Source organism: Tomitella gaofuii (assembly GCF_014126825.1).
In the GTDB taxonomy this organism is placed as follows: domain Bacteria; phylum Actinomycetota; class Actinomycetes; order Mycobacteriales; family Mycobacteriaceae; genus Tomitella; species Tomitella gaofuii.
Genome location: NZ_CP059900.1, coordinates 3,645,554 through 3,669,207, shown reverse-complemented (window position 1 = coordinate 3,669,207; position 23,654 = coordinate 3,645,554). Strand labels below are relative to the sequence as shown.

Sequence of the window (23,654 nt, the reverse complement as noted above, 5' to 3'; positions counted from 1 at the left end):
CCCGGCCGCCCGGGTGCGCTGTCAGTCCACATAACGGGGTGCGGGAGGTTCGGGCGCGGGCCCCAGCACGGCGAGCCACCGGTCGTAGATGCGCTGCCAGGTGCCGTCGTCCCGGATGCGCTCCAGCGTTCCGTTGACGAAGCGGACCAGCGCGTCGTCGCCCTTGTGCATGCCGATGCCGTAGGGCTCCTGCTCGATCGGGTCGCCGACGATCATGAGGTTGGGGTCCTGCGCCACCATGCCGGCGAGGATCGTGTCGTCGGTGCTCACCGCGTCGACCTGCCGTTGCTGGATGGCGACGAGGCAGTCGCCCCAGCTGGGGACGGTCATGATGCGCGCCGCGGGCTGCACGTGCCACAGCGACGGGATCGAGGTGGTGCCGGCCGCCATGCAGACCGTCTTGCCGCCCAGGTCCGCCTGGCCGCGCACCGCCGAATCACGCGGCACCAGCACCCGTTGCGCCGCACGGTAGTACACCGTGGAGAACGCCACCGACCGGGCGCGCTCACAGGTGATCGTCATCGTCTTGATGACCATGTCCACCGTGCCCTCGCGCAGCGCCTCCTCGCGCTGGGCGGAGCTGAGGAAGTGGAACTCCACCCGTGCCGGGTCGCCGAACAGGTCCCGCGCCACCTGGTGGGCGATGTCGACGTCGAAGCCGAGCAGGTCGCCGCTGAGCGGGTCGCGGAAGCTGAACAGGTTGCTGCCCTGGTCCAGCCCGACGATGAGCCTGCCGCGGTCGCGGACCTGCTGCAGACGCCCCGACACCGCACCCTGCACCCCGGGCCGCAGGCTGCCGGTGGCGTCGCAGTCGGTGGGAGGGGCCGGGCGCTCCGTGGGCTGCGGGAGCACGGTGGCGGCGGCGGGCAGCGGCGGGCCCCCGGGCTGCGGCGTGATCGACGGTGCCGCGGACGGCGAGGCGCAGGCGCCGGCGGCGAGCGTGAGGGCCACGGCGGCGGAAAGCCCGATGCGGCGCGCCCTCATTGGTACTCGCTCAGCCGGGGGCGCAGGCCGAAGATGATCGCCAGCGCGGCCACGCCGGCGAGGATCCCGGAGCCGACGACGAGGAATCCGGTGGCGCGGGCCGAATCGTCGACGAGCCGCTGGCCGCTGGCACGCAGCTCACCGATGCGGTCCTCCAGTGTGGCGTCGAGCGCGACGAACTGCGTGCCCGACGACATCCCGTCGGTGCCGATCGCGACGTCCACGGCCCCCGTGTAGTCGCCGCGGGCCAGGTGGTCGCGCATCTCGCCGTGGGCGGCCTGCCACGCGTCGAGGTTGCGTTGCGCGCCGGCATCGCTGTCGCCGCCGTCGTCCTGGTCCAGGGCGTCCTGGATGGTGGCCATGCGCTGGCCGAACATCTGCGGCATCGCGGTGTCGTCCCCGCGGGCCAGGAGGTTGCGGGTCTCGTCGGTGCGCGCCTGCTGGGCGGCGATGCGGGCGGTGGTGACCACCGAGAGCGGTCCGGTGCTCTCGGCGGCCGCGCGCTGGCTGAACGACGCGGAGACGAGGCCGGCGACGAGCGCCCACGCGAACATCAACACGATTGCGACGGTGGCCGTCACCAGGCCGAAGTTGAGCCGCCGGTTGCTGCGGCGGGCCAGGTAGAACTGGAATGCCACCAGCAGGACGAGGGTGAGCGCGATGACGAGCAGCGGAAACCAGTCCACCGAGGCGTTGCGGTGTTCCAGGTCGACCACCGCCGCCGACTGCTCCGAGTACAGCCGTTGCGCGTCGGGCAGCAGTTGCGTCTGCATCATGTGCGAGGCCTCGCCCAGGTAGTTGACGCCCACCGGGTTGCCGGAGCGGTTGTTGGCGCCGGCCGTGGCGATCAGGCCGGTGTAGACGGGCAGCCCGGTGGACAGCGACGCCAGCAGCGCACGTGCGGTGGTGTCGCCGTCCCCCACGCCCATCGTGGCGGTGGCGAGGGCGGCGCTGGCGGCGGCCACCGCGGAGTCGTAGCGGTCCACCATCACCTGGGGCTGCAGCCCGCCGGCGAGGAATGCGGTGGAGGCGGACGCGTCGGCGATCGACAGTGACGCGTACAGGTCCTGGGCGGCGTTGGCGAGTGGTTCGGCGCTGCCCCGCAGCGTGTCGACGCGCGTGTCGCGGGCGTTGACGGCGAGCCCGATCGACGCACCGGAGGCCAGCGCCAGCAGCACCAGGACGAGCCCGATCGCGGCCAGACGTCCCGGTGTGGAGAACGCCTGATCGCGCCAGTGGCCGGCGCGCGTCATCAGGACGTCCTCGACCACGGCCGCAGCCGCGCCGCGGCGGCCGTGCAGTCGTGTTCCGCCGTCCACTGACACCTGTCCGCTCCCCATGTCGACCGGTCGTCCTGCGCCGGGTCCTCCGTCACGATGCGATCCGCCGGGATGCCGTTCGTCACGTTGTGCGTCGTCACGATGAGGATAGAAGACCGCCGGCGGCGCAGCGGCAGGTCCCTGACGAACACGCGCGGCGCGCCGCCCGGCCGGTCGGTCCGGTCGTGCGTCCGGGCCGACCACGGCGGAACCCGCGGCCGCCGCCTACGCTGGCCGGGGAACTTGCGGAGGTGTGCGGACGATGCGCGGAGACGGCGACGGGTGGGCGATCGGCCCGGACGGACGGCGGCATTGGGGCCGCCACGGCGCGGCCGGGCTGCTGCTGCGGGCGCCCGGGTCGGGGGGACGCCCGCACGTGCTGCTGCAGCACCGTGCCGCGTGGAGCCACGAGGGCGGCACGTGGTCCATCCCGGGCGGCGCCCGCGACAGCCACGAGGACGCGGTGGCGGCGGCCGTGCGGGAGGCGCACGAGGAATGCGGGCTGCCGGCGGAGCGGATCGCAGTGCGCGCGGACCTGCGCACCGCCGGCGACGACGCCACCTGGTCCTACACCACCGTGGTGGCGGACGCCGACCAGCCGTTGGCCACCGTGGCCAACCGCGAGAGCGTCGAGTTGGCCTGGGTGCAGGAGGACGACGTGGCTTCGATGCTGCTGCACCACGCCTTCGGCGACGCCTGGCCCCGGCTGCGCACGCGGCCGCTGCGGCTGATCGTGGACATGGCCAACCTGGTGGGGTCGCGTCCCGACGGCTGGTGGCGCGACCGGGCCGGCGCGGCGGAGCGGATGCTCGACGCACTGGAGCGCGGCGTGCCGCGCACGGTCTCCCTGGGACCGTCGGGCTTCGGCTGGACGACGCAGGTGATCGCCGTGACCGAGGGCAAGGCGCGCGCCGCCGGCGACCGCGACTCCATCGACGTCGAACGGGCCCCCGGCAGCGGAGACGACACCATCGCGCAGTGCGCCGCGGGGATGTGGGACGGGGTGACCGCGGTGGTCACCGCGGACCGCGGGCTGCGGGCGCGGCTGCCCGCGGACGCCGAGGTGATCAGCCCCGGGCGGGTGCTCGGCTGGCTGTGAGCGCGGGCTGCGCACGGCCCGCCCTGCTCACCCTTCGCCCCGCCCCGCGTTTGGTGGACATCTGGTCGAAAATCCGCCGATCTCCGACCAAATGTCCACCAAACGTGCACGGCGGATCCGCCTAGTCCACGTGCTCCCGCAGGAACCCGGCGAGGATGCGGTTGACGTCGCCGGCGGCCTCCATCTGCACGAAGTGCCCCGCGCCGGGCAGGATCTCCTGCACGGCGAGGCCGGGTACCGTGGCCGCCATCGTGTCCAGGCACCGCGACCCCAGCATGGTCAGCACCGGGTCCTCGGCGCCTGCGATGAAGGCTGTCGGCGCCGTCACCTGGGCCCCGTCGTGCGGCGCGTTCTGCTCCCAGGCCAGGTCCTGCGCCCGGTACCAGTTGAGTCCGCCGGTGAACCCGGAGCGGGTGAACTCGTCCACGTAGAAGGCGAACTCATCGGCGGTCAGCCACGGCCACGGCAGCGGTGGCGCCGCGGGCAGCGAGGGGATGTAGCCGGTGGCCGCCCCGTCCTCGTCGGTGCTGGGACGGCGCCAGCACGCGTAGTAGTCGCCCTGGCCGGACAGCGCGAACATCAGCCGGTGCAGGAATGCGCCCGGCGCGGCGTCCAGTTCGGCCTCGGCCACCCCGGGCGCCTGGAAGTAGTGCTGGTGGAAGAAGTGCTGTTCGGCGAGCATCGCGAACGCCTCGGACGGGCGCAGTGGTGAGTGGGGCATTCGCGGCACGGCGAGCTGCGCCAGGCCGGCCACCCGGTCCGGCAGCCACAGCGGCAGGTCCCAGGCCAGCGCGGCGCCGAAGTCGTGGCCGGAGAACACGGCCCGGTCGATGCCCAGCGCGTCGAGCACGGCGGCCATGTCCGCCACGGTGGTGCGCCGGTCGTAGGCGGCCACGTCGGCGGGGCGCAGCGACGCGCCGTAGCCGCGCATGTCCAGCGCGATGGCGCGGCGCCCCTGCGCGGCGAGCGCGGGAAGCTGCGCGCGCCAGCTGAACCAGGAGCCCGGGAAGCCGTGGCAGAACACGACCGGGACGCCCCGCGGCTCGGCCACGGGGATCTCCACGGCGTGCAGCGCACCGCCGTCCACGGGCACGCTGTGGGCGACGGCACCGTGGTGGCGCATCCAGGCCGTGCCTGCGTCCGGCCCTGCTCCTGCGTCCTGCCCTGCGCCGGCGGTCACGCGAGCGCCGAACGCAGCGTGCGGGCGGCGGACTCCGGGTCCGAAGCCCCGGTGATGGCGCGGACGACGACGATGCGGCGCGCGCCCGCCTCGCGTACCTCGGCGGCCCGGGTGCCGTCGATGCCGCCGATCGCGAACCACGGCTTGGGCTGGTCCTCGGCGGCGACGGTGCGCACCAGATCCAGCCCCGGGGCGTCGCGGCCCGGCTTGGTGGGGGTGGGCCAGCAGGGGCCGACGCAGAAGTAGTCGACGCCGGGGGCGGCAGCGGCGGCCTGCGCCTGCGCGGCGTCGTGCGTGGAACGGCCGATGAGCATCCTGTCGCCCACCACCCGCCGGGCGTGGGGGACGGGGAGGTCGTCCTGGCCCAGGTGCAGCACGTCGGCCCCCGCGGCGAGGGCGACGTCCGCGCGGTCGTTGACGGCCAGCAGCGCGCCGTGGCGCCGGGTGGCGGCGCGCAGCACCGCGAGCGCGGCGAGCTCCTGGCGCGCCTCGAGCGGGCCGTGCTCGGCCTCGCCCGCCGAGCCTTTGTCGCGCAGCTGGATCACGTCGACGCCCCCGCGCAGCGCGGCGTCGGCGAACTCGTCGAGGTCGCCGGTGCCGCGGCGCGCATCGGTGCACAGGTACAGCCGCGCCCGGTCCAGCTGGTCGCGGGGGTGGCGGGACCGCGGGTGGCCGGGCGCTGCGTTCATGACTCCGACCGTAGCGTCTACGGTGGAGGCACACACGGGAGTCCCCGGGATCGTGGGGCTGAGAAAGGGCGCGCCCGCCCTGACCGTCGGACCTGATCCGGATCATGCCGGCGCGGGAAGGTGGAGGACTGTGGATTCGGCACCCGGCATTGCACGCGGAGCGGCCGGCACGCGGGTCGACGTGATCGGCGCCGGCGTGGTCGGCGCGGCCATCGCGTGGCGCGCGGCCCGCGCCGGGTACGCGGTGCGCCTGTTCGATCCGCTCCTGGCGCCCGGTGCGGCGCAGACCGGCGCGTCGTGGGCGGCGGGCGGCATGCTCGCACCCTTCAGCGAGGGGCGGCCGGGGGAGGGCCGCGTGCTGGCGCTCGGCGCGGCGTCGCTGGCCCGGTGGCCGCGGATGGCACGCGAGCTGCGCGAGCAGACCGGCGTCGACGTGCTCAGCGCGCGCGGCACGCTCATGGTGGCCGCGGACGGCGCCGACGCGGACGAACTGCGCGCGGTGGCCGCCTGGCTGGGCGGTGCGGACGGCGCGGCGGTCGTGCGGACGGAGCCGCTCACACGCGCGCAGGTCCGCGCCCGGCACCGGCCGCTGGCACGCAACCTGCGCGGCGGACTGTGGCTGGCGGGGGAGCTGGCGGTGGACAACCGTGCCCTGCTGCGCGCACTGCGGCGGGCGGCCGTGGACGCCGGCGCCGTTCCGGTGGCGTCGCGGCGGGAGTCGATCGCCGATGCGGACGCGGACCACGTGGTGGTGACGGCCGGAACGGATGCGGCTGCGCTGCTGCCCGGGCTGCCGGTGCGGCCCGTCAAAGGCGAGATCCTGCGGTTGCGGCGCCCGCCCGTCGTTCCGCCGCCGCCCCCGTTCACGGTGCGGGCGGCGGTGCACGGACGGCACGTGTACCTGGTTCCGCGCGACGACGGACTGGTCGTGGGGGCGACGATGTACGAGCACGGCGAGGACCGGGCCGTCACGGTGGGCGGCGTGCGCGACCTCATCGCCGACGCGCAAACCGTGCTGCCGTCGATCGCCGAGTACGAGCTGGTGGACGCGATGGCGGGGCTGCGACCGATGACGCCGGACAATCTTCCGATCATCGGCCGGGTCGAGGATGGCCGAGACGGGGGCGGCGCTGCCGAGGACGTCACGGCGGGAGGCGGCGGGCCGCGGGTCATCGCGGCCTGCGGGCACGGCCGCAACGGCGTGTTGCTCACCGCCGTCACCGCCGACGCCGTCCTGGCGGAGCTCGCGGGCGCTCCGTTGTCCGAGGTGGACGGGTTGGGCCCGTGCAGGTTTCGACGGGACGACCGGCAGCAGGACGGTGGTCGCCGGGACGGGATCCGAGAAGCGGGATGAAGGAGGCGGACATGCAGGTGCAGGTCAATGGCACAGTGCACGAGGTGCCGGAGCCGTGCACGGTGGCCCGGCTGTTGGACGGGCTGGGGCTGCCGGATTCCGGGGTGGCGGTGGCGCGCGACGGGATCGTGCTGCCGAGGTCGGCCTGGGATGCGCCGGTGGCCGACGGCGACGGTTTCGAGGTGCTCACGGCGGTGCAGGGTGGCTAGCACGGCGACTGCCGGGCCGCGGACGGGTGCCGGCGCGGCGGACCCGCTGGTGATCGCCGGCCGGGAGCTGCCGTCGCGCCTGATCATGGGGACCGGCGGCGCGGCCAACCTGGAGCTGTTGGAGCGTGCGCTGGTGGCGTCGGGCACGGGGCTGACAACGGTGGCGATGCGGCGGGTGGACGCGCAGGCGGGCACCGGTGTGCTGGAGCTGCTGCGGCGCTTGGGCATCGGCCTGCTGCCGAACACGGCAGGCAGCCGCGGCGCCGACGAGGCGGTGCTCACGGCCCGCCTGGCGCGCGAGGCGCTGGGCACCGAGTGGGTCAAGCTGGAGGTGATCGCCGACGAGCGCACGCTGCTGCCCGACGCGATCGAGCTGGTCGCCGCCGCCGAGCAGCTGGTGGACGAGGGTTTCGTCGTGCTGCCCTACACCAACGACGACCCGGCCCTGGCCCGCCGCCTCGAGGACGCCGGGTGCGCGGCCGTGATGCCGCTGGGCGCGCCCATCGGCACCGGTCTGGGCATCTCCAACCCGCACAACATCGCGATGATCGTCGAACAGGCGGGCGTGCCGGTGATCCTCGACGCCGGGATCGGCACCGCCAGCGACGCGGCGCTGGCCATGGAGCTCGGCTGCGACGCGGTGCTGCTGGCCACCGCCGTCACCCGCGCGGACGACCCGGAGATGATGGCCGCGGCCATGGCGGCGGCGGTGCGCGCGGGTCGCCTTGCGCGCCGGGCCGGCCGGGTGCCCCGGCGGTTCTGGGCGCAGGCGTCGTCCCCGGCGCCGGACGGGCGCGGCTGAGGGCGGCTGCCGCGCAGGGCAAGGCGCCGCCGACCCGGTCCCCGTCCCCGGCCCCATCCGGTGCTGCGCGGAACGGGGGTATCCGGCATGCTGGTGACCATGATCGAAGTCCGAGGACTGACGAAACACTACGGCTCCACCGTGGCCGTCGACGACCTGACATTCACCGTCAAGCCCGGCATCGTCACCGGCTTCCTGGGGCCCAACGGCGCCGGCAAATCCACCACCATGCGGATGATCCTGGGGCTCGACCGGCCCACTGCGGGCACCGCCACCGTCAAGGGCGTGCCGTACGGGCAGTTGAGCAATCCGCTCGGCACCGTCGGTTCGCTGCTCGACGCCAAGTGGGTGCACCCCAACCGTTCGGCGCGCAACCACCTCAAGTGGATGGCCGCGTCCAACGGACTGCCGCGCGAACGCGTCGACGAGGTCCTGGGGCTCGTCGGCCTGTCGGATGTGGCGGACAAGCGGGCGGGCGGTTTCTCGCTGGGCATGTCGCAGCGGCTGGGGATCGCCGGTGCGCTGCTGGGCGACCCGGAGGTGCTGCTGTTCGACGAGCCGGTGAACGGCCTCGACCCGGAGGGCATCGTCTGGATCCGCAAGTTCATGCAGCACCTGGCCGCCGAGGGGCGCACGGTGCTCGTGTCCAGCCACCTGCTCTCGGAGATGGCGCTGACGGCGCAGAACCTCGTGGTGATCGGCCGGGGCAGGCTCATCTCGGATTCGTCGGTGCAGGAGTTCGTGGACTTCGCCACCGACACCACGGTGCGCGTGCGCGGCCCGCGCCTCGAGGAGATCGAGCGATGCCTGCGCGACGGCGGGCTCGGGGTGCGCCGGGAGCCCGCCGACCCGATCCACCCGCCGCACCTCGTCGTCTCCGGCGCCACCACCGACCAGGTGGGCGACATGCTCGCCGCGCGGTCGCTGGCGCTGCACGAGCTGGCGGGCCAGAGCGGCTCGCTCGAGGACGCGTTCATGAAGCTCACCGGCGACCAGGTCGAGTACCACGGGGCCGACGCCGACGCGATGCTCGGGCACGTGCCGGCGGGCGGCCCTCCGGCGGGGCCGCCGACCGCCGGCGGAGCGCCCGCAGGGAACGGGCCGCCCGCGGGCAGGCACGCCGCGCACGGGCAGGACGCAGACAGGGAGGTGCGGTGATGGGAGTCGTCGCAGCGGAACGCATCAAGCTCACGTCCACACGCTCGCCCTGGTGGTGCGCCGCGCTCATCGTCGTGCTGGGGCTCGGCATAGCGGTGCTCATGGCCGTGCTCTCGCACAACACGGAGGCGACGCAGGGCAGCGATGCGTTCGTCCTGTCCGCCACGTCGGCCACCGGGGGCGTCAACGGGTTCGGCGTGATGATCGTGATGATCATGGCGGCGCTCACCGTCACCACCGAATACCGGTTCGGCGTCATCCGCACCACCTTCCAGGCGATCCCCCATCGCGCCCAGGTGATCGCGGTGAAGGCGGCGGTGGTGTCCGTGGTGTCGGCCGCCATCGTCGCGGTCACGGCGTTCGGCGCGTTCTTCCTGGCCAAGGGCATCGCCGGGTCCGGCCCCGCCATCCAGATGGACCTGGACGCGGAGACCTGGCGGGTGCTGTACGGCGTGGTCCTCTACGCGGCGCTGGCCGCCGTGCTCGCGGTGGCGGTGGGCGCGCTGCTGCGGCAGACCGCTGCCGCCATCGCACTGGTGGTGCTGTGGCCGCTCGTCATCGAGCAGCTCTTCCTGCTGTTCGGCGACGTCGGCAAGGACATCTACGTGTTCCTGCCGTTCGCCAACATCAACCACTTCCTCAGCGCGCACGGCAGCACCACCGCGGACTTCCACTGGGGGCCGTGGGGTGGACTCGTGTACTTCGTCGTGTTCACCGCGATCGTGTTCGCCATCAGCGTGGGCGTGGTGAACAAGCGCGACGCGTGACGGACGCTTTCGCCGCCGCTCGTCGCGGTCCCGCATCGCATAGTGTGAGGGCGTGAGCGTCGACACGGGGACCGGTGGCACGGCAGACGACGGTGATGTTCCGGCCGGGTCGGCGCACCGCGTGGCGGAGTTCCTCGACGGCGTGCGGTCGTCGGCGCGCCGGGTCGACCGGTCGCCGCAGCTGGTGGGCCTGGTCCGGCGTGCCCGCCGGGTGCTGCCGGGCGACCAGGGCTTCGGCGACCCGCTGTCCGTCGCGGGCGACGGCGGCGCGCGGGCGGTGGCCCGCGTAGCGGAGCGCGTGTTCCCCGATTCCACCGGGGCGTCGCGGGAGGCCGGCTTCGCCGCACTGCAGGTGTGGCAGGCGGTCCGCGAGTGGTCGGGCAGAGGCGAGGGCGACGCCGAGGTGACCCTGGTGTTCACCGACCTCGTCTCGTTCTCCACGTGGGCGCTCGGCGCGGGGGACGAGGCGACGCTGCGGCTGCTGCGGGCGGTGGCGGGGGCCGTGGAACCCGAGATCGTGGCGCGCGGCGGACGCGTGGTCAAGCGCATGGGCGACGGGCTGCTCGCGGACTTCCGCTCGCCGGAGCGGGCCCTCGAGGCGGTCGTGGCCGCCCGCGCGGCGCTGGCGGGTGTGGAGGTCGACGGCTACCGGCCGGTCGTCCGCGTCGGCATCCACAGCGGCCATCCCCGCCGCATGGGCGACGACTGGCTGGGCGTGGACGTCAACATCGCGGCCCGCATGATGGAGGCGGGCCGCGACGGCAACGTGGTGATCTCCGAGGCGGTGCGCGACATGCTCGACCCGCTGTGGCTGCAGGACCAGGACCTGCGGCTCAAGGAGCACCGCCGGTTCTTCCTCCACCGTGCGCGGGGCGTGCCCGAGGACCTGAGGATGTTCCGGGTGGAGGGCGCCTGACCGGTCAGCGGAACGGCCCGAACACCACGCAGGCGCTGCCGAGGTTGACCCCGATGCCCACGTCTGTGGTGAACACCTCCGTGGTGCTTCCCGAGGTCGCACGGACCTCGTACGTGCCCGGACCGAATGCCGGTGTCCAGTGCGTCACCGCGGTTCCGGGCCCGACGGTGGACTGCACGTCGAAGGGCGTCCAGTAGGTCTGGTCCGTCTTGCGGTAGTCGAAGTTGACGGTGGCGGTGCTTCCGGTCTGCACCGTCGTCTTGTACGAGCAGCTCGTGCCGTACGGCGTGCCGACGCCGATGCTGAGCCCGGGCTCGACGGTCAGGGCGTTCAGCGGCGCCGCGGATGCGGCGGTCGCGGTGAGCCCCAGGATGCCGGCCGCGCCCGCACCGGCGGTCGCCAGTGCGACGGCGGTACGGAAGCTGCGGCCCCGCGGGGCGATGGTGCGCGTCATGGTCGGCTCCGATCCGGCGGGGGATCCGCCTGGGATGGCTCTCCGGCGGCGCGCCTGGCGGCACGCGGGCGGGGAGCGTGCGGTGTGGTGGGAGGGGCCGAGGATCGGAACAGGGCCGGGGAGAGGATATGACGCGGCCGGCGATACCCGCGCCGATGGGGACGGCGGCGTTGTCGGCCGCCGCTGGTGCGCACTCTGCGGAGGCGGGGCCGGACGTTGCCGCAATGGCCGATCTCGGCATGTCCGACTGTCGTGTTCTCCGACCGGTTCGTGGTCCGCCGGCGGTGGACGGCGTCCCCGCATCGGTGCACCCGGATGGCTGTGCTGAGATGTCCACACTAGCAGTAATTCAAACTATTGCATAGGGCGCGGGCTATTGCCTAGGGCGTGGGTGACCGGAGCGCGCCGCTACTGCAACCGCCACCACGGCGACACCGGGCCGTGCCCGGCGCCCAGCGGATACGCCCACCGCAGGCACCGCGTCACCCAGTCCTTGCCGTGCGCCACGGCGTCGGGCATCGCCGCCCCTGTCGCGAGCGCGCAGGCGACCGCCGCGGCCAGGGTGTCGCCGCCCCCGTGATCGTCGCCGGTGTGCACACGCGGGCCGGAATATTCGAACCAGTCGCGGCCGTCGTACAGCAGGTCGGTGCTCTCGGCGGCGGGCCCGTCGGCGTCGGCGCGCAGATGTCCGCCGGTCACCAGGGCCCAGCGCGCGCCGAGGTCCACGAGCGCGCGCGCCGCATCGCGTTGCGTCGCACCGTCGACGACCTCGATGCCGGTCAACAGCCGGACCTCGTCGAGGTTCGGCGTGACCAAGTCGGCCAGGGGCACCAGAAGATCGCGCAGTGCGGCCAGCGAATGCGGTTCCAGCAGGGGGTCGCCGTGCATCGACGCGCACACCGGGTCCACGACCAGCGGAACAGTGCATCCGTTCGCGCCGTCGTGCGGTTCCGCGGAACCGTGCCCGCCGCCGATGCCGACGTCGACGCAGGTCTGCACGATCGCCTCGATGATCGGCGCCTCGGCCACCATGCCGGACTTCGCCGCATGGATCCCGATGTCCTGCACCACGGTGCGGATCTGGCCGGCGACGATCCCGGGCGGTATCGGGTGCACCCCGGTGACGCCGGTCGTGTTCTGCACGGTCACCGCGGCCACCGCGACGCACGCGTGCACGCCGGACATGGCCATCGTCCGCATGTCCGCCTGGATGCCCGCGCCGCCGCCGCTGTCCGAGCCGGCGATGGTCAGCGCGCGCGGCGGCGTGCGGCCGGGCGCGGGCACAGGAAGGACGGTCACGCGTCCGCCGACCCCGCGGACGACTCGGCCAGTGGCAGATACACCCGCGAGCCGTGGTCGGCGAACTCCGCGGACTTGCCGGCCATGCCGCCCGCGATCGCCGCGTCGATCTGCTCCTGCGTCTCCAGCCCGTGCTCGGCGGCGTACTCGCGCACGTCCGCGGAGATGCGCATCGAGCAGAATTTGGGTCCGCACATCGAGCAGAAGTGCGCGGTCTTGGCGGGCTCGGCGGGCAGCGTCTCGTCGTGGAAGGCGCGCGCGGTGTCGGGGTCCAGCGACAGGTTGAACTGGTCGATCCACCGGAACTCGAAGCGCGCCGTGGACAGCGCGTCGTCCCGCTCCTGCGCTCGCGGATGCCCCTTGGCCAGGTCCGCGGAGTGCGCCGCGATCTTGTAGGTGATCACGCCGGTCTTCACGTCGTCACGGTCCGGCAGGCCCAGGTGCTCCTTGGGGGTGACGTAGCAGAGCATCGCGGTGCCGGCCTGCGCGATCATCGCGGCGCCGATGGCCGAGGTGATGTGGTCGTAGGCGGGCGCGATGTCCGTGGCCAGCGGGCCGAGGGTGTAGAACGGCGCCTCCTCGCACCACTGCTCCTCGAGCCGCACGTTCTCCGCGATCTTGTGCATCGGCACGTGCCCGGGGCCCTCGATCATCACCTGCACGCCACGCGATTTCGCGATCCTCGTCAGTTCGCCCAGGGTGCGCAGCTCGGCGAACTGCGCCTCGTCGTTGGCGTCGGCGATCGAGCCGGGGCGCAGGCCGTCGCCCAGCGAGAAGGTGACGTCGTAGGAGCGCAGGATGTCGCACAGCTCCTCGAAGTGCGTGTACAGGAAAGACTCCGCGTGGTGGGCCAGGCACCACGCGGCCATGATCGAACCGCCGCGGGAGACGATGCCGGTGACCCGCTTCGCCGTGAGCGGCACGTAGCGCAGCAGCACCCCGGCGTGCACCGTCATGTAGTCGACGCCCTGCTCACACTGCTCGATCACCGTGTCGCGGTACAGTTCCCAGGTGAGGGCCGTCGGGTCGCCGCCCACCTTCTCCAACGCCTGGTAGATGGGCACGGTGCCGACGGGGACGGGGGAGTTGCGCAGGATCCACTCGCGCGTGCGGTGGATGTCCTTGCCGGTGGACAGGTCCATGATGGTGTCGGCGCCCCAGCGCGTGGCCCACACCATCTTCTCCACCTCGTCGGCGATGGAGCTGCGCACGGCGCTGTTGCCGATGTTCGCGTTGATCTTCACCGCGAACGCCTTGCCGATGATCATCGGCTCGGACTCGGGGTGCCGGTGGTTGGCGGGGATCACCGCGCGGCCCGCGGCGACTTCACTGCGCACCAGCTCCGGCTCCGCGCCCTCGCGTGCGGCGATGAAGCGCATCTCGTCGGTGATGATCCCCGCCCGGGCCCACGCCAGCTGGGTTGCGGCGCCGTCCACCGGCTCCGGGCGCGCCCATGCGTCGCGGGCCCGTGGCAGGCCCGCCTCCAGGTCGATGGTCGCCGCGTCGTCGGTGTAGGGGCCGGAGGTGTCGTAGACGTCGTGGTGGGTGCCGTCGGTCAGGTGGATGCGGCGCACCGGGTACTGCAGTGCGGTGCCCTCGACCGGCAGGTGGTGTTTGGCGGAGCCCTCGATGGGGCCGGTGGTGACGGTGCCCGTGGTGATGGGGCCGGTGGTGATGGGGCCGACCTCCGTGGTGGAGACGGATCCCGTGTTCGAGGCAGACGTGGCCATGGTGATTCCTCCCTACGCCGGCATTACCCGGTCAGGTTCGTACGGTCGACGGCCCTGATCGCTCGAAAAGAGCTAGCCGTCCTCTCAGCCCGCTGGCGCGAGCACCCGTGATGTGCAGTTGTCCCCGTAAGGGGCCCCGGCGCGGGCGGGGCCCGGATGCCGGATGTCATTCCACCGTAGACCAGAACTCCGCGGATCCGGTAGCGGCCGCCTCGTCATCCGTGCGGCCCCGAGACCGGCCGGCGTATGCGGAACCCGTCGTTTCCAGGCCCTGAGCGGAGGTTTGCGCATACGCTCGGCCGAGGGTCACCCCAGCTCGACGATGACGGGCGCGTGGTCGCTGGCACCCTTGCCCTTGCGCTCCTCACGGTCGATGCTCGCCGCGGTCACGCGGGCCGCCAGCGCGGGGGAGCACACGGCGAAGTCGATGCGCATGCCCTCCTTCTTGGGGAACCGGAGCTGCGTGTAGTCCCAGTAGGTGTACTGGTCGGGGGTGTGGGCGCGGGTGACCTCGACGTAACCAGCGTCGGCGAAGGCGTCGAAAGCATCGCGCTCAGGCTGCGAGGTGTGCGTCTTGCCCTCGAAGAACGCCGGATCCCACACGTCGTCGTCGGTGGGCGCCACGTTCCAGTCTCCGGCGAGCATCACCTGCGCGGACCCGTCCTGCTCGAGCCACCCGGCCGCCTGATCGCGCAGCTTCGCCAGCCAGTCGAGCTTGTAGGTGTAGTGCGGATCGTCGAGCTCGCGGCCGTTCGGCACGTACAGGCTCCACACCCGCACGCCGTCGCAGGTGGCGCCCAGTGCACGCGCCTCGACGGTCTGGTCCTGCGCCGGGTCCTTGTGGAAACCGGGCTGGCCGGGGAACTGCGTCGCCACATCCTCGAGCCCCACCCGCGAGACCACCGCCACGCCGTTCCACTGGCTCACGCCGAAGTGCGCCACCTCGTAGCCGAGCTCGGTGAACCGTTCCGCCGGGAACTGGGCGTCCTTGCACTTGGTCTCCTGCATGGCGAGGACGTCGATGTCCTGGCGCTCGAGGAACGCGGTGATGCGGTCGATGCGGGCGCGGGCGGAGTTGACGTTCCAGGTGGCGAAGCGCATGACAGTGAGGTTAGCGGAGGCGCGGCGCCGGCGGCCTGGGCGATCCTTCCGGTGGCGTCCGTGCTCCGCCGGGCCGTACGGCTCCCCGGCGGTCCCCGTCGCCCGAGGCCGCGCACCTCTTCCACTCTCCGGCCCGGGAACGCGTGCTCGGCGTGGGTAAGAGGTGCTCGGCGTGGGTGGGGCAAGCCTCAGAAGAACCCCTGCACCGCGACCAGCGCGCGTTCCCGGTCGGCGGCAACCAGGCCGATGCGGGTGCGCCGGTCCAGTACGTCCGCGGCGTCGAGGGCGCCCTCGCAGGTGAGCGCGAACTCCACCTCGGCGCGGGTCACGTCGATGCCCTCGACAATCGGCCCCGCGGGGTCGGTGCAGGTGGCGCTCTCGAGCACCTCGGGCGCCTCGTCGCCGAAGCGTTCGCGCAGCGACTGCGGCCCCGCCGGCGCGGACGGATCCGGGGAGGTGGTCCCGGTGGCCGGGTGCATCGGCGCGCCGACCAGTGCGAGGTCGCGGGTGCGGCAGGGTCCGCCGTCGACGTCGCGTTGCGCGATCACGCGGTCGACGGTGTCCTCCGCCATGTACCGGTATTCGGTGAGCTTGCCGCCCACCACGCTGAGGACGCCCTCGGGGGATTCGAGCACCGCATGCTCGCGCGAGAGGTCCGAGGTGCGTCCCTCGCCCGAGTCGATGAGCGGGCGCAGTCCGGCGTACGCCCCGAGGACGTCGTCGCGGGTGAGAGGCGCGTCGAGTGCGGTGTTGACGGTGTCGAGCAGGAAGTCGACCTCCTGCGGCGACGGCTGCGGCTCGTCGGGGATGGGGCCGGGCGCATCCTCGTCGGTGAGCCCCACGTACACCCGGCCCAGCTGCTGGGGCAGGACGAAGACGAACCGGTTGGTCTCTCCGGGGATCGGCACGGTGAGCGACGCGGTGGGGTGGCCGAAGGTCGCGGAATCGAGCACCAGGTGCGTGCCGCGGCTGGGGCGCAGGCTGATCGACGGGTCCACCTCGCCCGCCCACACGCCGGCGGCGTTGACGACGGCGCGGGCCCGCATTTCGAACGACTCGCCGGTCAGCGTGTCGGTGAGCGTCGCGCCGGAGCCGGTGACCGTGGAGGCGCGGACCCGGGTGAGGATCCGCGCGCCGTTCTCTGCAGCGGTGCGTGCGACGGCGACGACGAGGCGCGCGTCGTCCACCAACTGCCCATCGTGGTTCACGTAGCCGCCGGCGAGGCCCGTGCGGGCGACGGTGGGGGACAGCGCGATAGCGGTGCGTGCGTCGACTTTGCGGGACCTCGGCAGCACTGACGCGGGGGTGCGGGCCGCGGCGCGCAGGGCGTCGCCCGCGAGGAACCCCGCCCGCGTCAGATAGCGCTGCGCCGCGCCCATGGACGGCAGCAGCGGCACCAGCTGCGGCAGGGTGCGGGTGAGATGCGGTGCGGTGCGGGTCATGAGGATGCCGCGTTCGACGGCGCTACGTCGGGCGATGCCCACGTTGCCGGAGGCGAGGTACCGCAGTCCTCCGTGCACAAGCTTGGAGCTCCAGCGGCTGGTGCCGAAGGCCAGGTCGTGGGCCTCGACCAATGCGACGTCGAGTCCGCGCGCCGCCGCGTCGAGCGCGACACCCGCACCCGTGATGCCGCCGCCGATGACGAGCAGGTCGACGACGCCGCCGTCCGCCAGGGACTGCAGCTCCGTGGCGCGGCGTGCGGCGTTGAGTGAGGATGCGGGGTGCGCGGTGCTCATGGTGCGAGGTATCCGTTCAGTGCGTGGGCGAGCTCGTCGGACAGGGCATGGGTATCGAGGATGGGCGCGACGATCCCGGCGGACTGCATCGCCGACTGCGCCATGAGCAGGACCATGGTCGCGAGCTGTGCGGGGTCTCCCGCGCGCACCTCGCCCTGTTGCTGCAAGCGGGCGATGTGCGTGGTGAGTACGTCGATCAGGGCGCGCTGGCTGGTGCCCAACCGGGTCAGGACGTAGGTGCGGAAGACCTCGGGGCTCTGGTGCAGCACGGCGTGCAGCACGGTGTGATCTGCCAGCCTCCAGGTGATGTCCACGACGTGATCGACCAGGTCGGCGCGGTCGCGGGCGAGGGCGGGCCGGTCGTCGGCGATGCGCAGGATCTCCCGGGTGAGCAGCGCTGCCAGGACTTCTTCCATGCCCGACCAGCGGCGGTACACGGTGGGACGGCTGACCCCCGCGCGCCGCGCCACCTCCGCCACCGTGAGGCGGTCCACGCCCAGGTCCACCACCGCGCGCGCGGTGCTGTCGAGGATGGCGTCGTCCACCGGGTGGGTGTCCGGGCCGGGCGCCGGCGCCGGATCGAGCGCCGGTTCGTGCGCGCGGGCGATGTCGGCCGCGGCCGCGGGCCTCCGCCCGGCCGTGACCCCCGAAGCGCCGTTACGGATTGACAACATGTGTAATACTGTAATGCATGCGGCGGGCGGATGCAGCAGCCGCTGCTTGGACCGCCATCGCCCGGTTCGCCGCTGGTCCGCGCATGACGGCTGACTGATCCGCCCACCACCGACCCGACAGATCGCGAGGGACACGACGATGGACGATTCCACCACCGGCGGTGCTCGATCCGCGTTTCCGGCGCATACGCTGCCGCTGCCCCCGATGAAGTGGGACGCGTGGGGCGACCCGTCCGCCGCCACGGCGCTGTCGGACGGCATCCGTTCGCTGCTCGAGCAGGCGTTGGGGGTATCGGTGGCCGACGCCGCGCGCCGCAGCCCGGCGGAGGTGGAGCTTGCGCCGTCGGCCCTCCCCGCGGCGGACCGCGACGCCTTCGTGGAGATCGTCGGCGCCGGACACGTCGGTACCTCCGACGGCGACCGGCTGTCCCGCGCAGGCGGCAAATCCACCCCGGATCTGTTGCGCCGCACCCGTGCGCCCAGGCAGGATGCGCCGGACGCGGTGCTGGCGCCCGGCACCGACGACGAAGTCGCGCGCGTCCTCGCGCACTGCTCGCGGCGGTCGATCGCGGTCGTGCCGTTCGGCGGCGGCACCAGCGTGGTCGGCGGGCTGAACCCGGTGCGCGAGGGCCACACGGCCGTGGTCTCGCTGGACCTGCGCAGGTTCGACCGGCTGGAGGCGCTCGACGAGGTCTCAGGGGAGGCGGTCCTGGGTGCGGGGGTCACGGGCCCCGAGGCGGAGCGTGTGCTGGGCGAGCGCGGGTTCTCGTTGGGGCACTTTCCGCAGAGCTTCCAGTACGCGACCATCGGCGGGTTCGCCGCCACCCGGTCGTCGGGGCAGGCGTCCGCCGGGTACGGCCGCTTCGACGACATGATCAGCGGGCTCACCCTGGTCACCCCCGCCGGGGTGCTCGAGACGGGCGGGCCGGCTCCGGCCAGCGCGGCGGGCCCGGACCTGCGCCAGCTCGTGGCCGGGTCGGAGGGCACTCTCGGGGTCATCACCCGGGTCCGGCTGCGCGTGCACCGGGTGCCGGAGTCCGTGCGGTACGAGGCGTGGGCGTTCGACGACTTCGCCGCGGGTGCGGAGGCGATGCGCGTCGTGGAACAGCAGGGGGCCGGCCCCACGGTGATGCGCCTGTCCGACGAAGCCGAGACCGGCATCAACCTGGCCACCACGGAACACATCGGGGCGCAGCAGATCACGGGCGGGTGCCTGGCGGTCACCACGTTCGAGGGCACCGCGGCGCACGCGGAGTCCCGGCACGCGGAGACGCGCGCGTTGTTCGAGGCGCACGGCGGCCGGTCGCTGGGCGAGCAGCCCGCGCGCGATTGGGACGCAGGCAGGTTCTCGGCGCCCTATCTCAGGGACGCGCTGCTCGATGCCGGCGCCTTGTGCGAGACCCTCGAGACCGCCACGTCCTGGTCCAACCTGCATGCGCTGAAGGCGGAGGTGACGACCGCGCTCACGGACGCCCTCCGGCAGACGGGCACGCCGACGCTCGTCATGTGCCACATCTCGCACGTCTACCCCACGGGCGCGTCGTTGTACTTCACCGTGGTCGCCGGTCAGCGCGGTGACGCCGTCGAGCAGTGGGCGTCGGCCAAACGGGCGGCGAGCGACGCGATCGTGGAGCACGGGGGCACGATCACCCACCACCATGCCGTGGGGGCGGACCACCGCGAGTGGATGACCCGGGAGATCGGCGAGCTGGGCGTGGCGGTACTGCGCTCGGTGAAGCGCACGCTCGACCCGGCCGGCATCCTCAATCCCGGAAAGCTGATCCCATGACGGCCGCCCGCCGCGGCGCCGGGCCGCATTATGCGATGCTCACGAATCCGTATTCGGGTCACGGCAAGGCGCGCGACATCGCCGAGCGTGCGGGGCGGCGCCTGCGGGCGTCGGGCGCGTCGATCACCGAACTGATCGGTGACGATGCGGACGACGCGCTGCGGCTGGCACGCAAGGCGGTCGCCGAGCGTCCCGATGTTCTCGTGGTCACCGGAGGCGACGGCGTGATCGGCATCGCACTGCAGGCCGTGGCGGGCACCGGCGTGCCGCTGGGGATCATCCCCGCAGGCACCGGCAATGACCATGCGCGTGAGTACGGCATCCCCATCGGCGATCCGGAGGCCGCCGCCGACGTCGTCACCGCCGGCACCGTCATGGAGGTCGACCTGGGTCGGGTCCGCACGGGGGACGGCGCGGATCACTGGTTCGGGACGGTGCTCGCGGCCGGGTTCGACTCGCTGGTCAGCGACCGCACCAACCGCATGACCTGGCCGCACGGACGCATGCGCTACAACCTGGCGATCCTCGCGGAGTTCCTCAACCTGCGGCCGCTGCCGTTCCGCCTGGTCCTCGACGGTGCCGCTGCCGAGCCGGGCGACGGCAACGCGGGGGAGCCGGGCAGGGTGATCGAGGAGGACGTCGTGCTCGCCGCGGTCGGAAACACCCGCAGCTACGGCGGCGGCATGCGCATCTGTCCGGATGCCGACCCGGCCGACGGCCTGCTCGATGTCACCGTCATCCGCTACATCCCCCGGCGCACGCTGGTGCGGCTGTTTCCCACCGTGTTCCGCGGTACGCACGTGCACAGGCCCGAAGTGATCACCACGCGGGCGCGCCGCATCGAGATCTCCTCACCCGGCATCAACGCCTACGCCGACGGCGACCGGTTGGGGCGTCTGCCTGCGGTGATCACGGCGGACCCGCGGGCGCTGCGGCTGCTGGCCCCGGCGGAAAGGGCGGCTCCGGCGCAAGACTCAGGTGAATCATGACCGGTTCTCAGGTTTCGGTGCTAGAACGGTCGTGAGTGCGGCAACGCGCTCGTCGACCCACATCGGGAGGTGCGATGAACGCGAACGACACGGCGGCCGGCCCGGGCACCGGGACGCCCGCCTTGGGCCTGGTCGAGAACACCGCGCAGGACCGCTTCGAGCTGCGGGTGGGTGACGAGCTCATCGGCATCCTCGGCTACGCGGTGGAGACGCCGGGGGAGAGCGCTGCCACGGCCGGCGTCGGCACGCAGGTGGCCTTCATGCACACCGTGATCATGGAGGATCACTGGCGGCGTGGGTTGGCGGCGGAACTCGTCGAGTTCGCCATGACGGCCGCGCGCGACCGCGGCTGGCGCGTGCGACCCGTGTGCACCTATGTGCAGCGCTTTCTCGTGAAGAACCCGGACTTCCAGCACATCACGGTCTAGACGGGCCCGGGTCCCCTCAGAGGGCCGGGTGCAGGCGGACGTACCGGCACCGATGGTGATCGGCGAAGCCCAGCGCGCGCACCGCGGCGTCCTCGAACCCGATCCGCAGATCGTGGCGATCCTCACCGGTTGCGGCACTGTCCGCGTCGCCGCCCGCTTTCCCGGCAGCGTCCCCGCCCGTGACCCCGTCGGACCCGAGCACGGCGAGCACCGCGCCGGCCGCCCCGGAGCGGGCCGCCCACCGGCACAGCGCCTCCACCGCTGCGCCCATGCCGTCGGCGCCGTCATCGTGGGCCGCTCCGGCCGCGCGCCCGCGTTCCCGTTCCGCAGACTCGACCGTGAGCACCGCCCACACCCGGCCGTCGGAACCCTCGGAGATCCGTGCCGCGACATCCATCGGGCACCCGGCGGCGTCGAGCGGGACGCGCGCCGCGCCGCCATGCCCGGCGGTGGCCGAGGCCGTTGCCCCGGCGGTGACCCTGGTGGCCGGCCCGGTGACGGCGCCCGTAGGCCGACCCGGCACGCGCAGCGGCAGATCCGCGGTGAGCACGAGGTGTTCGCCGAAGCTGTGCCACTCGGCAGGCGGGCGCACGAGGCGATCGGGCAGGCGCAGGGTGAGCGGCAGGTCGCGGCCGGTGAACCACGCGTCGAGCCTGTCCAGGGTGCGGGTGTCGAGAAGATCGTGGAAGAAATCTCCCTCCGGCATCGACGGGTCCGCCAGGGGCGTCGCCGTGCCTCCGGCCAGCGGGTCGGCGCCGTCGGCCCGGGCCACCCACCCGGACACCCACGCCGTTTCGATGTCCGGGCGCGACCACGCGATCGCGGACTCGAGGGCGCGGATCGACGACGTCCGCACCGGCCGCGGCGGCACGGACTTGAGCACCACCACCCGACCCGGTTCCACCGACACCTCGGAGCCGTCGGCCGTCCTCACCCGCACGAGCGGGCTGAGCGCGACCAGCGTGCCCAACGCGTCGGACTGCGACGGCACGGATCCGGGCTCGCGCCGGAACCGCAGCACCACACGGGAGCCGACGGCGGGCGTCGGATGCCTGCGGCCAGGGCCCATCGCGTCGTCGCCTCCCGTCAGCGCATCGTCGTTGCGGCCGGTTCCGGTCACGCCCGGCCCGGTGTCAGTAGCCGAACGGGTCGTCGTCCTCGCCGGGGGTCCAGCTGTTGCCGGGGGCGCCCCACCCGTTCTGCTTGAGCATCTTCTTGGCCGCGCGCTTGTTACGGCCGATCAGCGCATCAAGGTAGAGGAAACCGTCGAGGTGGCCGACCTCGTGCTGCAGGCAGCGGGCGAAGAACCCGGTGCCCTCCACGGTGACCTGCTCGCCGGCGGCGTCCAGCCCGGTGACCCGCGCCCAGTCGGCGCGTCCTGTCGGGTACTGCTCGCCGGGCACGGACAGGCAGCCCTCCACGTCGTCGTCCTCGTCGGGCATGGTCTCGGGGATCTCGGAGGTCTCCAGCACGGGGTTGATGACCTCGCCGCGCCGCCGCTCGCCGCCGCGGTCCGACCGGTCGTCGGGGCAGTCGTAGACGAACACCCGCAGATCGACTCCCACCTGATTGGCGGCCAGGCCGACGCCGTTGGCGGCGTCCATCGTCTCGTACATGTCGCGGATCAGCTCGGCGATGTCCGCCGGGTCGCCGTCGAACGGCTTCGTCGGCTGGTGCAGAACGGGGTCGCCGACGATGCGGATGGGAAGGATTGCCATGGTCATACAGGATAGTGCGCGCCGTCCGCAGCGCTGCCCCGGCCTGACCGGTGCCGTGCGGAGCCCCGACACGACCCGGCCAGGTCCCCTGGGTGACCGGGCGACCGTGGTTCAATGGCCGCAGGAATCACAGGGCTGTCATTCCTGACCGGGTTCGTTCCTGATCGGGTCGGCGCCGGGCGGTGCGGCACGCATTCCGTGCGGCACGGGGCCGTGAGAAACGGGGAGTCGAGGAGACGATGGACGGCGCAGCAGCGCGAGAGACGACCGGCGACGACGCGCACCAACCGGAGGACGGGCTCACCCGCCGCGAGCGCGACATCCTGGCCTTCGAGCGCCAGTGGTGGAAGTTCGCGGGGGCCAAGGAAGAGGCCATCAAGGAGACGTTCGGCCTGTCCGCCACCCGGTACTACCAGGTTCTCAACGCCCTGGTGGACCGCCCGGAGGCGCTCGCGGCGGACCCCTTGCTGGTGAAGCGGCTCAGGCGCTTGCGTGCCAGCAGGCAGAAGGCGCGTGCGGCCCGGCGCCTCGGAATCACCATCACCTAAACTCGCTGCGGTGAGTACCCCTTCCCCCGAGCCGTCGGGACTTCCGCTGCGGGCACTGGCGATGGTGCTGCTGTCCGCCGCGATCGTGTTCGCCGGTCTCGGGTTCCTCAGCATGTCCGGCTCCGACGCGGACGCCGCCGCGTCGGGTTCGTCCGCGCCCACCACGGCCGCGCAGGGCGGATCCGGCGGAACGGCACGGGCCGCCGATGCGGCGCGGCAGACGCGGAGCGCCGCGAGGGGGACGACGGCGGAGCCGACCGGGACGGCTGCGGAATCCACGACCGCCCCGGAATCCGGGACGACGGGCGCCGCTGCCACGACCACGCAGGCCGCGGCCGCGGGAGCAGCCGGAAACGTCAGCGACGCGGAGGCCAAACGGACGCCGGTGCGGGTCTACAACAACAGCACCGTCGAGGGACTCGCCGGTGACACGGCCGGCACGCTGGAATCCGAGGGGTGGTCCGTCGCCCACGTCGGCAACTACAACGACGGCGAGGTGCCGCGCAGCGCCGTCTACTACGGCGACGGCGCGGCCGAGAAGGCGGCGGCGCAGAAGGTGGGCGCCGAGCTGGGGCTGCCGGTGGAGCCGCGCTTCCCGGGCATCATGAGCGCGTCGCCCGGGGTCATCGTCATCGTCACCGCGGACCGGTGAGCCGGAGGCCGGATCACCGCGCGGTCCGCGGGCCGCGGCGGCGGGAGCGCACCACCGTC

24 protein-coding genes are annotated in these 23,654 nt (G+C 73.1%); 12 read left to right on the top strand and 12 right to left on the bottom strand.

Annotated elements, in window-relative coordinates:
• Positions 1–21: 21 nt before the first annotated feature.
• Positions 22–984 carry a glutamate ABC transporter substrate-binding protein gene (locus tag H4F70_RS17080; protein ID WP_182358066.1) on the bottom strand — a complete coding sequence of 321 codons (963 nt, stop codon included), beginning with the start codon at positions 982–984 and terminating at the stop codon, positions 22–24.
• Complete coding sequence (locus H4F70_RS17075) at positions 981–2,309, bottom strand: hypothetical protein (protein WP_182358065.1); 1,329 nt, start codon at positions 2,307–2,309, stop codon at positions 981–983. The genes H4F70_RS17080 and H4F70_RS17075 overlap by 4 nt, the downstream gene beginning before the upstream one ends.
• A 256-nt stretch (positions 2,310–2,565) precedes the next feature.
• Between H4F70_RS17075 and H4F70_RS17070 the strand changes: the two genes are divergently transcribed.
• Complete coding sequence (locus tag H4F70_RS17070; protein ID WP_182358063.1) at positions 2,566–3,402, top strand: NUDIX hydrolase; 837 nt, start codon at positions 2,566–2,568, stop codon at positions 3,400–3,402.
• 121 nt (positions 3,403–3,523) lie between these two features.
• On the opposite strand, the gene H4F70_RS17065 is transcribed toward H4F70_RS17070, so the two are convergent.
• Complete coding sequence (locus H4F70_RS17065) at positions 3,524–4,525, bottom strand: alpha/beta fold hydrolase (RefSeq protein ID WP_182360482.1); 1,002 nt, start codon at positions 4,523–4,525, stop codon at positions 3,524–3,526.
• Positions 4,526–4,578: 53 nt separating this feature from the next.
• Complete coding sequence (gene thiE / locus H4F70_RS17060; protein ID WP_182358062.1) at positions 4,579–5,271, bottom strand: thiamine phosphate synthase; 693 nt, start codon at positions 5,269–5,271, stop codon at positions 4,579–4,581.
• A gap of 130 nt (positions 5,272–5,401) precedes the next feature.
• On the opposite strand from thiE, the gene thiO reads away from it, so the two are divergent.
• The 6 genes from thiO to H4F70_RS17030 all read left to right on the top strand — a co-directional run bounded on the left by thiO (position 5,402) and on the right by H4F70_RS17030 (position 10,477).
• A complete protein-coding gene (thiO, locus tag H4F70_RS17055) occupies positions 5,402–6,625 on the top strand; it encodes a glycine oxidase ThiO (protein WP_235681184.1) in 1,224 nt (407 codons plus the stop codon).
• Between the two features lie 11 nt (positions 6,626–6,636).
• On the top strand, positions 6,637–6,834 hold the full coding sequence (gene thiS, locus H4F70_RS17050; RefSeq protein ID WP_182346584.1) for a sulfur carrier protein ThiS: 198 nt from the start codon (positions 6,637–6,639) through the stop codon (positions 6,832–6,834).
• A 46-nt stretch (positions 6,835–6,880) separates the two neighbouring features.
• Positions 6,881–7,636, top strand: a complete 756-nt coding sequence (thiG, locus tag H4F70_RS17045; protein WP_268968220.1) for a thiazole synthase — start codon at positions 6,881–6,883, stop codon at positions 7,634–7,636.
• Positions 7,637–7,735: 99 nt separating this feature from the next.
• Positions 7,736–8,794: an ABC transporter ATP-binding protein gene (locus H4F70_RS17040; protein WP_182358059.1), complete on the top strand. Its 1,059-nt coding sequence runs from the start codon at positions 7,736–7,738 to the stop codon at positions 8,792–8,794.
• Positions 8,794–9,561, top strand: a complete 768-nt coding sequence (locus H4F70_RS17035; protein WP_182346587.1) for an ABC transporter permease — start codon at positions 8,794–8,796, stop codon at positions 9,559–9,561. Before H4F70_RS17040 ends, H4F70_RS17035 begins: the two co-directional genes overlap by 1 nt.
• A gap of 121 nt (positions 9,562–9,682) precedes the next feature.
• Positions 9,683–10,477, top strand: coding sequence for an adenylate/guanylate cyclase domain-containing protein (locus tag H4F70_RS17030; RefSeq protein WP_182360480.1), 795 nt, complete (start codon positions 9,683–9,685; stop codon positions 10,475–10,477).
• 4 nt (positions 10,478–10,481) lie between these two features.
• On the opposite strand, the gene H4F70_RS17025 is transcribed toward H4F70_RS17030, so the two are convergent.
• From H4F70_RS17025 to H4F70_RS17000, 6 genes are all read right to left on the bottom strand, one after another.
• Positions 10,482–10,931 carry a hypothetical protein gene (locus H4F70_RS17025; protein WP_182358058.1) on the bottom strand — a complete coding sequence of 150 codons (450 nt, stop codon included), beginning with the start codon at positions 10,929–10,931 and terminating at the stop codon, positions 10,482–10,484.
• A gap of 408 nt (positions 10,932–11,339) precedes the next feature.
• Positions 11,340–12,230: a PfkB family carbohydrate kinase gene (locus tag H4F70_RS17020; RefSeq protein WP_182358056.1), complete on the bottom strand. Its 891-nt coding sequence runs from the start codon at positions 12,228–12,230 to the stop codon at positions 11,340–11,342.
• Positions 12,227–13,960: a phosphomethylpyrimidine synthase ThiC gene (gene thiC, locus H4F70_RS17015; protein ID WP_182358055.1), complete on the bottom strand. Its 1,734-nt coding sequence runs from the start codon at positions 13,958–13,960 to the stop codon at positions 12,227–12,229. The genes H4F70_RS17020 and thiC overlap by 4 nt, the downstream gene beginning before the upstream one ends.
• A gap of 306 nt (positions 13,961–14,266) precedes the next feature.
• Entirely contained in the window at positions 14,267–15,061 is a 795-nt protein-coding gene (locus H4F70_RS17010; RefSeq protein WP_182358054.1) for an exodeoxyribonuclease III, read from the bottom strand.
• Positions 15,062–15,249: 188 nt separating this feature from the next.
• Complete coding sequence (locus H4F70_RS17005; RefSeq protein WP_182358052.1) at positions 15,250–16,797, bottom strand: glycerol-3-phosphate dehydrogenase/oxidase; 1,548 nt, start codon at positions 16,795–16,797, stop codon at positions 15,250–15,252.
• A complete protein-coding gene (locus H4F70_RS17000) occupies positions 16,794–17,471 on the bottom strand; it encodes a TetR/AcrR family transcriptional regulator (RefSeq protein ID WP_182358051.1) in 678 nt (225 codons plus the stop codon). The genes H4F70_RS17005 and H4F70_RS17000 overlap by 4 nt, the downstream gene beginning before the upstream one ends.
• 205 nt (positions 17,472–17,676) lie before the next feature.
• On the opposite strand from H4F70_RS17000, the gene H4F70_RS16995 reads away from it, so the two are divergent.
• The 3 genes from H4F70_RS16995 to H4F70_RS16985 all read left to right on the top strand — a co-directional run bounded on the left by H4F70_RS16995 (position 17,677) and on the right by H4F70_RS16985 (position 20,677).
• Complete coding sequence (locus H4F70_RS16995) at positions 17,677–19,260, top strand: FAD-binding oxidoreductase (RefSeq protein WP_182360479.1); 1,584 nt, start codon at positions 17,677–17,679, stop codon at positions 19,258–19,260.
• A complete protein-coding gene (locus H4F70_RS16990) occupies positions 19,257–20,249 on the top strand; it encodes a diacylglycerol kinase (protein ID WP_235681183.1) in 993 nt (330 codons plus the stop codon). Before H4F70_RS16995 ends, H4F70_RS16990 begins: the two co-directional genes overlap by 4 nt.
• Positions 20,250–20,323: 74 nt before the next feature.
• Complete coding sequence (locus tag H4F70_RS16985; protein ID WP_182358050.1) at positions 20,324–20,677, top strand: GNAT family N-acetyltransferase; 354 nt, start codon at positions 20,324–20,326, stop codon at positions 20,675–20,677.
• Between the two features lie 16 nt (positions 20,678–20,693).
• On the opposite strand, the gene H4F70_RS16980 is transcribed toward H4F70_RS16985, so the two are convergent.
• Together H4F70_RS16980 and H4F70_RS16975 are read right to left on the bottom strand one after the other, a co-directional pair.
• The gene (locus H4F70_RS16980; protein ID WP_182358048.1) at positions 20,694–21,797 is read right to left on the bottom strand and encodes a GNAT family N-acetyltransferase, cg3035/Rv0428c family; all 1,104 of its coding nucleotides are present in this window, start codon (positions 21,795–21,797) and stop codon (positions 20,694–20,696) included.
• A 13-nt stretch (positions 21,798–21,810) separates the two neighbouring features.
• Positions 21,811–22,395 (bottom strand): peptide deformylase, encoded by a 585-nt coding sequence (locus H4F70_RS16975; protein WP_182346597.1) that lies wholly within the window; start codon positions 22,393–22,395, stop codon positions 21,811–21,813.
• Between the two features lie 239 nt (positions 22,396–22,634).
• Here H4F70_RS16975 and H4F70_RS16970 point away from each other — a divergent pair, with 239 nt between their 5' ends.
• Complete coding sequence (locus tag H4F70_RS16970; protein WP_143909770.1) at positions 22,635–22,943, top strand: DUF3263 domain-containing protein; 309 nt, start codon at positions 22,635–22,637, stop codon at positions 22,941–22,943.
• Between the two features lie 10 nt (positions 22,944–22,953).
• Entirely contained in the window at positions 22,954–23,595 is a 642-nt protein-coding gene (locus tag H4F70_RS16965) for a LytR C-terminal domain-containing protein (protein WP_182358047.1), read from the top strand.
• Positions 23,596–23,654: the final 59 nt, after the last annotated feature.

Bases quoted from the DNA above. Each gene is read 5' to 3' on its own strand.
- H4F70_RS17080 (WP_182358066.1), bottom strand. From the start codon at position 984: ATGAGGGCGCGCCGCATCGGGCTTTCCGCCGCCGTGGCCCTCACGCTC.
- H4F70_RS17070 (WP_182358063.1), top strand. From the start codon at position 2,566: ATGCGCGGAGACGGCGACGGGTGGGCGATCGGCCCGGACGGACGGCGG.
- H4F70_RS17065 (WP_182360482.1), bottom strand. From the start codon at position 4,525: ATGCGCCACCACGGTGCCGTCGCCCACAGCGTGCCCGTGGACGGCGGT.
- thiE (WP_182358062.1), bottom strand. From the start codon at position 5,271: ATGAACGCAGCGCCCGGCCACCCGCGGTCCCGCCACCCCCGCGACCAG.
- thiS (WP_182346584.1), top strand. From the start codon at position 6,637: ATGCAGGTGCAGGTCAATGGCACAGTGCACGAGGTGCCGGAGCCGTGC.
- H4F70_RS17040 (WP_182358059.1), top strand. From the start codon at position 7,736: ATGATCGAAGTCCGAGGACTGACGAAACACTACGGCTCCACCGTGGCC.
- H4F70_RS17035 (WP_182346587.1), top strand. From the start codon at position 8,794: ATGGGAGTCGTCGCAGCGGAACGCATCAAGCTCACGTCCACACGCTCG.
- H4F70_RS17025 (WP_182358058.1), bottom strand. From the start codon at position 10,931: ATGACGCGCACCATCGCCCCGCGGGGCCGCAGCTTCCGTACCGCCGTC.
- thiC (WP_182358055.1), bottom strand. From the start codon at position 13,960: ATGGCCACGTCTGCCTCGAACACGGGATCCGTCTCCACCACGGAGGTC.
- H4F70_RS17010 (WP_182358054.1), bottom strand. From the start codon at position 15,061: ATGCGCTTCGCCACCTGGAACGTCAACTCCGCCCGCGCCCGCATCGAC.
- H4F70_RS17005 (WP_182358052.1), bottom strand. From the start codon at position 16,797: ATGAGCACCGCGCACCCCGCATCCTCACTCAACGCCGCACGCCGCGCC.
- H4F70_RS17000 (WP_182358051.1), bottom strand. From the start codon at position 17,471: ATGTTGTCAATCCGTAACGGCGCTTCGGGGGTCACGGCCGGGCGGAGG.
- H4F70_RS16995 (WP_182360479.1), top strand. From the start codon at position 17,677: ATGAAGTGGGACGCGTGGGGCGACCCGTCCGCCGCCACGGCGCTGTCG.
- H4F70_RS16990 (WP_235681183.1), top strand. From the start codon at position 19,257: ATGACGGCCGCCCGCCGCGGCGCCGGGCCGCATTATGCGATGCTCACG.
- H4F70_RS16985 (WP_182358050.1), top strand. From the start codon at position 20,324: ATGAACGCGAACGACACGGCGGCCGGCCCGGGCACCGGGACGCCCGCC.
- H4F70_RS16975 (WP_182346597.1), bottom strand. From the start codon at position 22,395: ATGGCAATCCTTCCCATCCGCATCGTCGGCGACCCCGTTCTGCACCAG.
- H4F70_RS16970 (WP_143909770.1), top strand. From the start codon at position 22,635: ATGGACGGCGCAGCAGCGCGAGAGACGACCGGCGACGACGCGCACCAA.